The sequence below is a fragment of the Paenibacillus barengoltzii NBRC 101215 genome, from assembly GCF_004000745.1.
Classification (GTDB): Bacteria; Bacillota; Bacilli; order Paenibacillales; family Paenibacillaceae; genus Fontibacillus; species Fontibacillus barengoltzii.
Genome location: NZ_BILV01000035.1, coordinates 1 through 10,712, shown reverse-complemented (window position 1 = coordinate 10,712; position 10,712 = coordinate 1). Strand labels below are relative to the sequence as shown.

At 52.7% G+C, this 10,712-nt stretch carries 9 protein-coding genes; 7 read left to right on the top strand and 2 right to left on the bottom strand.

What is annotated here, in order from left to right; genetic code table 11:
• Positions 1-335 precede the first annotated feature (335 nt).
• The 5 genes from PBA01S_RS11580 to PBA01S_RS11560 all read left to right on the top strand — a co-directional run bounded on the left by PBA01S_RS11580 (position 336) and on the right by PBA01S_RS11560 (position 6,319).
• The gene (locus PBA01S_RS11580; protein WP_127576026.1) at positions 336-1,802 is read left to right on the top strand and encodes an N-acetylmuramoyl-L-alanine amidase family protein; all 1,467 of its coding nucleotides are present in this window, start codon (positions 336-338) and stop codon (positions 1,800-1,802) included.
• 25 nt (positions 1,803-1,827) lie between these two features.
• Positions 1,828-2,424 carry a GerMN domain-containing protein gene (locus PBA01S_RS11575; RefSeq protein WP_036624398.1) on the top strand — a complete coding sequence of 199 codons (597 nt, stop codon included), beginning with the start codon at positions 1,828-1,830 and terminating at the stop codon, positions 2,422-2,424.
• A gap of 74 nt (positions 2,425-2,498) precedes the next feature.
• A complete protein-coding gene (locus PBA01S_RS11570) occupies positions 2,499-5,219 on the top strand; it encodes an S-layer homology domain-containing protein (RefSeq protein WP_016311881.1) in 2,721 nt (906 codons plus the stop codon).
• A 113-nt stretch (positions 5,220-5,332) separates the two neighbouring features.
• Positions 5,333-6,010 carry an endonuclease III gene (gene nth / locus PBA01S_RS11565; protein ID WP_009225928.1) on the top strand — a complete coding sequence of 226 codons (678 nt, stop codon included), beginning with the start codon at positions 5,333-5,335 and terminating at the stop codon, positions 6,008-6,010.
• A 30-nt stretch (positions 6,011-6,040) separates the two neighbouring features.
• A complete protein-coding gene (locus PBA01S_RS11560; RefSeq protein WP_028537669.1) occupies positions 6,041-6,319 on the top strand; it encodes a hypothetical protein in 279 nt (92 codons plus the stop codon).
• A gap of 107 nt (positions 6,320-6,426) precedes the next feature.
• On the opposite strand, the gene modB is transcribed toward PBA01S_RS11560, so the two are convergent.
• Both modB and modA read right to left on the bottom strand, forming a co-directional pair.
• Entirely contained in the window at positions 6,427-7,104 is a 678-nt protein-coding gene (modB, locus tag PBA01S_RS11555) for a molybdate ABC transporter permease subunit (RefSeq protein ID WP_127576025.1), read from the bottom strand.
• Between the two features lie 6 nt (positions 7,105-7,110).
• Entirely contained in the window at positions 7,111-7,926 is an 816-nt protein-coding gene (gene modA, locus PBA01S_RS11550; RefSeq protein WP_028537671.1) for a molybdate ABC transporter substrate-binding protein, read from the bottom strand.
• A 157-nt stretch (positions 7,927-8,083) separates the two neighbouring features.
• Between modA and PBA01S_RS11545 the strand changes: the two genes are divergently transcribed.
• Together PBA01S_RS11545 and PBA01S_RS11540 are read left to right on the top strand one after the other, a co-directional pair.
• Positions 8,084-9,076, top strand: coding sequence for a substrate-binding domain-containing protein (locus PBA01S_RS11545; protein ID WP_127576024.1), 993 nt, complete (start codon positions 8,084-8,086; stop codon positions 9,074-9,076).
• A 159-nt stretch (positions 9,077-9,235) separates the two neighbouring features.
• The coding region (locus tag PBA01S_RS11540) for a dynamin family protein (protein ID WP_174844481.1) at positions 9,236-10,712 on the top strand (1,477 nt) is incomplete at its 3' end.

Here is a 10,712-nt window from a genome sequence, read left to right as displayed (position 1 = left end):
GCAGGTTGGCCTCAACGTTGTCCGCCGGAGACCATCTATGCACACGTGTTCCCCCACAGCGTCCGCGACCCTCTCGCCGAGAGTTTGACTCACTCACATGGCAACGGCTCGCTCAGTGCTGCCACAGTGAAGCTGTCCAGCTTCGTTCGTCTCTCTGCCGCATTCAGGAAACACAGGATTTTCATAGGAAACACTGGCAAATGTTAAGTAGAAAAATGCCAGATTTTCGCAACTTTCCAAGCCGATTGGCGTCTAATATGTCGTCTGGTGATGTCGAAATGGAAATGAACGCCTACGGCAATACAAGGCAAAAATTCTAAAGGTAGGGGTGACGGATGAAGAAAAAAAGTTTGGTGACGCTCATGTTCGGCTGGTTGCTGCTCTTCGTAATGGCGCAAACCGGTCATGCAGCGTCCGGTAGTACGAGTATTTATCTGGATGGGCAAGCACTCGCTTTGCCCCAAAATGGACAAGTCCAAAATGTGAATGGAAATGTGATGATTCCAATTCGTGTCGTCGCGGAGGAGCTAGGTTTTGACGTCAACTATGAGAAGAAGACGCGCACGGTAACCATAAAGCAACCCGGTACAACGCTTATTCTTGTCGTGAATCAAACCACCGCTTCCGTCAATGGAAGCGAGATCAAACTGCCCGTCGCGCCAAAGCTTGCCCAAGATACTACGCTCGTACCTATGCGGTTTGTCAGTGAGCAAATGGGGCTGCAAGTTGCATGGGATAACACAGCGAAGGCTGCTTATTTGACAACGCCAAGCTCTGGCAGCGGAAGCGGGAATACCGGCAATGCCGGGTCTGGCAACGACTCCGGGAACGGCAACGGAACTGACGGAGAGCAGCCGGGAACGGTTATGCCTCCAGAAGATACTAGCCATTTGGCGAATGTGACCGGGATCGCGTTTGACAACAACAGCTTAATGATTGCGGTCGATAAGAATGTAACACCTAATGTCTTCACGATGAGTGGTCCCGAGCGGCTTGTGATCGATTTGCCGCAAGCCCAATTTGCCGAAACGTTGGCTAACGGCGCTCCGCTGGACGCAAGTAAGAGCGGGAGCCTTGAAATCACGGATTACCCGGATGTTTCCAAGGTTAGATACGCGTTGTTCAGCAACAATCCATCGACGGTTCGAATTGTATTGGATTTGAACCATAAGGTGAATTACCAGCTGGTCAATGAGAATGACGGCTTGATTTTCGTCAATTTGAACACGGATCCAAGTCAGGGCGGAGGAACCTCCGGCGGCAGCGGGAAGAAGACGGTCGTACTGGATGCCGGTCACGGGGGAAGCGATCCGGGCGCCATTAGTGTTACGAAGAAGAAGGAAAAAGATTTTAACCTGGCGGTTGTGCTGAAGGTGAAGGAACTGCTGCAAAACGATCCGAACATCAATCTGGTGCTAACGCGCGAGAGCGATACGTATCCAACGTTGTCTGACCGGGTGAAGATTGCCGAGAACGTTAAAGCGGACATTTTTATCTCCGTACATGCGAACTCCGGCTCTGCTTCGGCCAGCGGTGTGGAGACCTATTATACGCGGGCAGCCAGCCTGGATCTGGCGAAGGTTATGCATAAGCATCTGGTTCAAGCCTCCGGCTTGGCCGATCGCAAAGTCCGTACGCAAAGCTTGCACGTGACCAGGGAAACGACGATGCCGGCCGTGCTGCTGGAATGCGGGTACTTAAGCAACAAGAACGATGATGCACTGTTGGCAACCGATGCGTACCGGAGTAAAGTTGCCCAGGGTATCGTTGACGGTATTAAAGAATATCTCGGCCTTCAGTGATCGCCGGGCGAAGGAGGAAGTCACCGTGAACAGAAGAAGAAGCATCATCCTCGGAATCCTGGTACTTCTGCTCGCCTTGAGCAGCGGCTGCGGGCAGAAGCCGCAGGCTGCTCCGGATGCTGGAGCAGGGAATGCCGAGGCGAACCAAGGAAGTGTACAAGCACCAAACGAGGCAACCCCGCAAAATTCCGATGCAACGCAAGGAGCGGGCGGAGTCGATCAACCGCAGCTGAAGACGGAGAGCATTGAGGTTTATTTTACCGATGACCAGATGCTAGAGCTCAGCAAAGAGAGCCGTGAGATCTCTTATCCGGCGGAGCAAGACAAATATTTAGCCGCCCTCAAAGCGCTGCAAACCCCTAATTCCGCAAGCCAATTCTCTCTATGGGGCAAAGCGGAGTTTCATTCGGCTGATTTCAAGGACGGAACGGTTACCGTTGATTTAACGCTTCCGGATGAAGCGCGCCTTGGAGCAGGCGGGGAGGCGTTAGCGATAGATGCGCTGAAGAACACGTTGTTCCAATTCGACGAAGTCGAGGCGATCGATGTGCTGGTTGACGGCGCTGCCGTGGATACTTTGATGGGGCATGTCGAACTGACGCATCCATTGGTAAGAAATTAAGAGATCGGGGAGGAACTCTCCCGTTCGCCGTCGAATGGTTTAAGGAGATCTTTTTTGTAGAAAGGAAGAATTTGATGGCATCCTATAAACGCACGTTTCAACGCAGTACCCGGAAAGCAGTCTCCGCGATGCTAGTCACGGCCATGTGCTTGGGCGGGACAACGGCGGCATTCGCCGAGGAAACGCCGGCCGTAACCACGCAAAACGTCGCAGCCGTATCCTTGTTCAGCGACGTACAGAGCGGATTCTGGGCGGAGAAACACATATACAAATTAGCAGCTGAAGGCATTCTGCTAGGCGATGCCGGCAAGTTCCGTCCAGGCGATAACGTTACGCAACAAGAAGCTATTACGATCGCTATCCGGTTCATGAACCTGGATTCTCAACTCGGCAATGGTGCCGGAGCTCCAGAAGATCTGAAAGTGGGCAATTATTTTAAACCTTATTTGGAGCTGGCCCTGTCGAAAAATTTGATTAATAAAAACGAAGAGATCGCCGCCACGAAGGATGGCGAAGCTTGGGGCGAGAAGAAGGCTTCCCGGGAATGGGTAGCCAAGCTGCTCGTTCGCGCGTTGGGGAAAGACGCGGAAGCGAAAGCTTCTGCAACGCTGCCAACCGGCTTTGCCGACCAAACCAGCATCTCCGCTAATACGCGTGGATACGTGAATGTTGCGGTTCAACTGAACTTAACCAACGGGGTTGAAGGGAACCGGTTCGATCCGCTGGGCAAAGTGACGCGGGCTCAAATCGCGACCTTCTTTAGCCGCGGCAGTGAATACGTCAACCCGGGCTATGCCAACGTCTACGAGGGGATAGTAACAGAGCTTACAGACAACAAGATGACGTTGTATACGAACGGTCAGCTGAAGAGCTTCACATTGGATAACCGTTCGGTCTATTTCACGAAGGATTCTGAAACAAGAACCACCCGAAGCGCCTTGAAGCTGTATACGAAAGTGCTGGCTGTGGACAAGGTAGGTTCTGCCGCTTATGTGGAGGTTACCGATCCGAACCAACAGCTGGAGCGCTCGGAAGGTACGCTCCTGCGTGTTCTCGGGAACAACCAATTGCTCTTATTGGTAAATAACAATCCGTTGACTTTGACCTATGACAGCAATACAACTTTTGTTGATCAGTACGGGAACTCCATCAAAGTCAGCGATTTAACCCCGGAGAGTACGGTCGTTGTTCAACGTGAGACGTTTACGCCTGACAAGAAGCCAGTGATTATTCAGCTGCAATCTGTGGCGAATATTTCCGGCAACGGTACGGTTTCGAAGATTGATCTTACCGGGAAGAACGTTACGATCAAGCTTGCCAACGGCAATGAAGAAACGTTCAAATACAACGATAAGACGATTTTGCTCTACCAAAACCAAGTTCTAAGTCAGATGGGCGAAGTGAAAGAAGGGGCATCGGTTACGTTTGAAGTGAAGGACGGCGTGCTGGCCTCCTTAGTTGTGACCCAAGCGACAGAACGAACCGTGACCGGGACCTTGCTGGATCTCGTTGGCGATACGTTGCTGAGCTACACCAATGCCGGCGGACGTGATGAAATCAAGCGGCTGGCGAAGAACGTGACCGTGGAAATCAACGGGATCGCAGACGCGAGCCTGGACGATCTGATCACGGATGAAAAGGGCGGGGACAAGGTTGAATTGACCCTGAATCCCGACGACGAAGTGACGAAGATCGTAGTTACGGGGCGTCAATCCGAGAAATTGGAGAGCGCAACGGTGATCAACTATGACGCGAAAACTAAGGCGCTTACCGTCCTGGATGCAGCGGAGAAACCGTATGTGTTCGTCATCGATGAGAAGACGAAATACAGCTACAACACAACGAACCCAACGTTATCCGGTCTGGAGTCGTTGCTGTCCAAAGGCCGCAAAGTGGATCTGACCGTTGTAGGTTCACGCGCAGTTAATGTGGATGTGACCTACAAGTACGAAGGCACTTATGTATCGGCCAATACCTCCGCGAAGAAAATTACGATTTTGCAGAACAATGGCAAAACCGTAGAAGTTCCTTATCAAGGTTCGACGCCAACGATCAGCATTTATGGGAAAGCGAATGCCTCGCTGGCTGATCTCAAAGCCGGGGATCCAGTTACCGCGATGCTGACAGCGAACCAAGACGCGCTGCAAACGCTGGCGGTGAAGAGCACCATTCAGTTTGAGGTCGTTTCGGTGAATACCTCGAACAGCCGCATTCGGGCAACAGCGAACGGCGTAACCTCTGAATTCTATGTAGATCAAGCTGTACTGCTTGGCGAAAATGGCGGAGCCATTAAAGTCAGCGACCTGAAAGCGGGACAAACGATCAATGTTACGTTTAACGGACAATCAGCGATCTCGCTGCAAGTCGTGAAGCTGACGTTAGGAAAGATCCAAAGTGTGGATGGTTCGAGCTTGCTGGTGAAATCTTTTGCTGGCAATGTGGAAACTTATTCTTTAGTTAACGGCGTGAAGGTTCAACGTGGGACAGAAGTCAGCACAAGCGTGACATCGCTAACGACCAATGATCATGTTGAAGTTCGCAAAGATACAAACGGTGCAGTTGTCGTGAAGGTGCTGACGGCGCAAGAACGCAAATTCTCCCGGTACGACGGGGTAAGCAAGGAAATTATTGTCTTGCGGTCCTCCACGTCTGACAACAATTATCGCTTTGCGGTAACAGCGGATACGTATTTTCACCAAGGTGACACGACAATATCCGTGCAATCCCTCCAGATTAATGATAAAATTGTTTTGTATTTCAACGGAGACAAGCTGGTTGAAGTCGAAAAGCAATAATCATTATTTCGTGAGATCAACCGTCTTGATGCGGGATGTTTCCCGAGTCAAGACGGTTTTTTCGCGGGATTAACAAGAGCGGCCAGCAGGGCCTCCAGGAAAGGAGTGGAGACATGAACGCGGCTGATGTCCGCCATATTTTAGACACCATCGGTGCCATGTTTCCGGATGCGCGCTGTGAGTTGAACCACGAGAATGCCTTTGAGCTTACGATTGCCGTCCTCCTGTCCGCGCAGTGCACCGACGCTACGGTCAATAAAGTTACGGCTGATTTATTTAAGAAGTATAAAACGCCGGAGGATTACGTCTCGGTTCCGTTGGAGGAGCTGGAACAAGATATCCGTAAAATTGGCTTGTACCGCAGCAAAGCCAAGCATATTCAAAGTTTGTGCCGGATCTTGCTGGAACGGTACGGCGGCGAGGTGCCCAGGGAACATGAGAAGTTGGTTGAACTGCCCGGGGTGGGGCGTAAGACGGCCAACGTTGTCGTATCCAACGCCTTTGGGGTTCCGGCAATTGCCGTTGACACGCATGTGGAGCGCGTCAGCAAACGGTTAGGATTAGCCGGATGGAACGATTCCGTTCTCGAAGTGGAAAAGAAGCTGATGAAACGGGTACCTAAAGAGGAGTGGACGTTAACGCATCATCGCTTAATCTTTTTCGGAAGGTATCACTGCAAGGCGCAAGCCCCTAAATGTGATGTTTGCCCGCTGCTTGACGTTTGCCGGGAGGGCAAAAAACGTATGAAAACGCCGCAAAACAGAAAACCTAAGAAAAATGCGGCAAAATAAGATAACCCATAGGTGAGGATGAGAGACCACATGAGATGCATTTCTGTGTATACCGACAACTTTGAACAGTTCTCGGACGTATTTGAACAAGTTCTTGATTTGAATTTAGGTGAAAATGACGAACGTGAAGTGGACGGGCTGATGGTCAGCGACTCCGGTGAAGTGCCTGAGCATTATTTGGAGCGGATGTCCGCAAAGCCTGAGGTTGTCGTGATGAAGGATAAAACACGCGGCATTACCATTTTACAGCACGGCAAGGTGTTTGAAGTCCTGCTTCCAACTGAAACCGCAGAAGTTGCGGTGAAGTAGAGCTTATATCCCTCTTTTTTTCAAAAAAGAGAAAATGAAATCCCCTCGAATGCGCTTGTGAAACTCACGCACATTCGAGGGGATTTTTGTTGTTAGAGCTTGTTCGTTCACCTATCGTTTCTTAGGCGCGAAGAGATCATCAGCAGTCCGAAGGAGAGCAGGATCGTGCAGCCTGTTAACGCCCAAGCCAGCTGAAGGTTACCGGTATCAACGGCAAAATAAATAGCCGTCGGTATCGTTTGAGTGCGGCCGGGAATGTTGCCGGCGATCATCATCGTTGCCCCAAATTCCCCCAGCGCACGGGCAAACCCGAGAATAAAGGCCGCCTGCAGCGAACGCGCGGCGAGCGGAAGCACGATATAGATCAGCACCTGCCATTCCCCGGCGCCCTGCGAACGAGCGGCGTCTTTCAGATGCTTATCCACTTCAAGGAAGCCGGACTTCAACGTTTGATAGATCAGCGGGAAGCTGACAACAGCCGCCGCGACCACGGCACCAAGCGGCTGAAACACAAAGCTGATGTGGAACAGGCGTTCCGCGGCCTGGCCGATCCAACTGTTTTTCCCCAACACCACCAATAAAATAAAGCCGACCACGCTTGGCGGAAGGACCAGCGGAAGGAGAAAGACGGTTTCCACCAACGTCTTCCCATAAAAAGTGGCGGCGGACATGCGCCACGCCACCAGCAATCCTGCCGCAAAGGCAATGATCGTGGCGGCAATGGACACTTGCAGAGATAAGGTGACTGGCTCCCAGAAGGAGTCCGAGAATTCAAATGTATGCATATATGGTTACTCCATCGGGGTGAACCCGTATTTGATGAATACTTGCCGGGCTTGATCGCTTAATATAAATTCGTAGAAAGCTTTCGCTTCGTCGGGATGGGCGCTGCCCTTAAGCACGCCGATCGGATATTCAATCGGGTCATGGCTTTCAGGTTCTGCGGTCAAGGCCACCTTCACTTTGTCGGAAAGGGCTGCATCGGTTTTGTACACGAACCCGGCGTCAACATTGCCGGTTTCCACATAAGACAGCACCTGTTTGACGTCCTTCGTCAGCACCAAATGGGATTGCAACGTGTCCCAAAGCTGATAGTAGGCTAGAGCTTGCTGTGCGTATTTTCCGGCTGGAACCGATTCAGGGGTGCCCATGGCGATATCGCCGAGTTTGCTTAAATCGTCCATGCGTTGGATCACCACAGCATCTTCCCTAGGGACGATCAGGACCAAGTTATTCGTCACTAGGTTGGTGGTGAGACTCTCGTTGATGAGTCCTTTGTCAAGCAAGACGTTCATTTGTTTCGTTCCGGCAGACAGGAACAGGTCAACCGGTGCGCCTTGTTCAATCTGCTGCTGAAGCGTGCCGGAAGCCGCATAATTAAAAGTCAGCTTCACTTGGGGATGCTCGGCTTCATACAAGCTCTGAAGTTCACTTAGGCTCTCAGTTAAGCTGGCAGCGGCGGAGATGAGCAACTCGACTTCTTCCGTAGAATCAGACGGGTCCTTGACCGGTGCAGACGAGGCAGCTGGATGGCCGCAACCGGAAGATAGAATGATCAGAATGGCTGAGAGTACAGCTAAGATAGGCTCTTTCATAAATTTATGCATAGGTAAACCACCTTAGTTATATCTAATTATAACTAGATTATACAAAACATAACGAATTGTATAGACCCCTAGGGAATCTTCATTGAAAAAAAGAGGAATCCCCGGTAAGATGAGTCTAGTTGCATGAGCTGATGTGGAACGGATGAAGGAGTGCGCTATGACCGAACCGATCTCATATACCGCCGAGGAAATCGCCAAACTGTTGAAGGTGTCTAAGCTAACGGTCTATGACCTGATCAAAAAAGGAGAACTTCCCGCTTACCGGGTGGGCAAACAGATGCGAGTGGATTCCACTGATCTGGAAGCTTATAAGCAGAGAGCCAAAGGCTGGACAGCACCTCATGCTGCCGCCGGTATACCGGCTTTCCAAGCGGCGCCCTATACTATGCCGCCTCAGTCGGATGTAGATAGGGGAGAAACGCCGAACGGTGCGAAGACGCTGGTCATTACCGGGCAGGACACGGGATTGGATCTGCTGGCGAAAGCACTGGAATCCAGACTTCGGGGGTGCCGGCCGCTGCGTTCTTTTGCCAGCAGTATGGACAGCTTGGTGGCCATGTATCATGGTGCGGCAGATATCGTGAGTACCCATCTGTATGACGGAGATACGGGAGAGTATAATTTGCCGTATATTCGCAAGTTGTTTATTTCCCTTCCTTATATGGTGTTAAACTTTGCGACGCGGAGGGCTGGATTTTACGTCAAGCAGGGCAATCCGCTGGGGATTCGCTCCTGGGAGGATCTGGCGCGGCCGGGAATTCGGTTAATTAATCGGGAAAAAGGCTCCGGCGCTCGGGTGCTATTGGATGAGCAACTGCGCATGCACGGGATTTCACCGGATTCCATTAACGGATACGATCAAGAGGAAACATCGCATATGGGGCTGGGCGGACGAATTACTCTCGGTCAGGCGGACGTTGGAGTCGGCAGTGAAAGACCGGCGAAGATTGCCGGACTTGAGTTTATTCCGCTCACTCAGGAGCGGGTGGATCTCGTCGTCATGAACAAGCCGGAAAATCGCGAGTGGATTGCCAAGCTGCGCGAAACGTTGGAATCCGACGCGTTGCGCGGGGTGCTCTCCTCGTTAGGCGACTACGATCTGTCGCTCACCGGAAAGGTGTTGGCGGATCGAGAGGCCGGGTTATATTAATACAACTTGAACCGTCTCCGTTTGGGGGCGGTTTTGTTGTACAGAAAGCCCGTAAGGAAGCTGCAAATAGGGAGCGTTTCCAACCGCCCGGGGAAATGTTAAAATATGAATAATTAAAATGAAACTTGATTTCGCAGCGTGGAAAACGGAGGGGCATGGATGGATCAGACGATGACGAAAACGGACTACGAACTGCAGGAGCGGCTGCATCAGCTGCAACACTTGCTGGAGCAGGAAGGAGATGCTACTTCGGCGGCGGAGCTTCGAGAAGTGGGCGATAAGCTGGAACGGCGGGAGCTGGTCGCGGCGTTTTGCGGCCATTTCTCTGCAGGGAAGTCGAGTCTGATTAATACGTTAAGCGGAAAGACGGTGATGCCGGCCAGCCCGCTGCCTACCAGCGCCAATGTAGTCCTGATCCGGGAAGGGGAGCCACGCGCGCTGCTGACGCCAGCCGATCCGGGGAAACCGAAGGTCGAGGTGCCGGTGGACGAGGTGGCTGCGTATTGCCGCAATGGGGAGGAATACACCCGCGTTGAACTGTGGGATCGGGTGGAGCTGCCGCCACGCGGCGGCGTTCTGCTGGATACGCCAGGGGTCGACTCCAATGACGCCGGCCACGCGATGGCCACGCATTCGGCGTTGCACTTGGCGGACGTCGTTTTTTACGTGATGGACTATAACCATGTATCTTCGGAGACGAACTTAAGCTTTGCCAAATCGTTAAGTGATTACGGTAAACCTGTTTATATGATCGTAAACCAAATTGATAAGCATCGGGAAGAGGAACTGCCCTTTACCGCGTATCAGGCTTCCGTCAGTCAGGCGTTCCGGAACTGGAATATTCAGGCGCAGGGGATCTTTTATATCTCGCTGAAACAAGAGGACGCCCCTGGCAATATGCTTCCGCAGCTGCGGGAAGTGATCGGCCATTTGTTTGCACGGGGAGAAGGTTTGCTGGAGTACAGTGCTTATGCTTCAGCTGCCCAGTCGGTTGAAGGATATCTGGCTCGTGCGGCTGCGGCGGAGCAGTCCCAACGTGAGCAGCTGGAGGCGGAAGCCGGCGGAGAGACGGACGTTTCCGCGATGGAGGAGGAGCTGCGGCAGCTGGAACTGGCGGGTCCGTCAGGTGAGCAGCTATGGGAGACGAGAAAGCAGGAATGGCTGCGCCGCATTAGCAGCCTGCTGGAGACAGCCCAACTGATGACGCCGCCGCTCCGGGAGCAGGCGGGACGTTATTTAGAGAGCCAGTCGCCGGGCTTTAAAGTGAAAGGCTGGTTCGCTGCCGGGAAGACGGAAGCGGAGAAGCAGAAGCGGCAAAGCGAATTTTTGCAGGCGCTGGCCGAACAAGTTGAAGCGCAGCTGGACTGGCATGTGCGCCAGGAGTTGCGGGTGATCGGCCAGGAACTGGAGCTCTGGGGCGAGACTTGGGAGCAGCAGCTCGACGAACGGATTCCGAAGCCGGCGGAGGCGTGGATCACGGAGCCGCTACCCGGCGGGGCAATGCTGTCCGGCGAGTCGACGCTGCATTACGCGGCAGCAGTAGGCGCCGGCATCGCCGCGCGTTATCGCCGCGCGGCTGTGGACGTGATCGACGCGCTGCTCGCCGCGCCGTCGCCGCGCCGCGCCGCCGCAGCGG

Bases quoted from the DNA above. Each gene is read 5' to 3' on its own strand.
- PBA01S_RS11580 (WP_127576026.1), top strand. From the start codon at position 336: ATGAAGAAAAAAAGTTTGGTGACGCTCATGTTCGGCTGGTTGCTGCTC.
- PBA01S_RS11570 (WP_016311881.1), top strand. From the start codon at position 2,499: ATGGCATCCTATAAACGCACGTTTCAACGCAGTACCCGGAAAGCAGTC.
- nth (WP_009225928.1), top strand. From the start codon at position 5,333: ATGAACGCGGCTGATGTCCGCCATATTTTAGACACCATCGGTGCCATG.
- PBA01S_RS11560 (WP_028537669.1), top strand. From the start codon at position 6,041: ATGAGATGCATTTCTGTGTATACCGACAACTTTGAACAGTTCTCGGAC.
- modB (WP_127576025.1), bottom strand. From the start codon at position 7,104: ATGCATACATTTGAATTCTCGGACTCCTTCTGGGAGCCAGTCACCTTA.
- modA (WP_028537671.1), bottom strand. From the start codon at position 7,926: ATGCATAAATTTATGAAAGAGCCTATCTTAGCTGTACTCTCAGCCATT.
- PBA01S_RS11545 (WP_127576024.1), top strand. From the start codon at position 8,084: ATGACCGAACCGATCTCATATACCGCCGAGGAAATCGCCAAACTGTTG.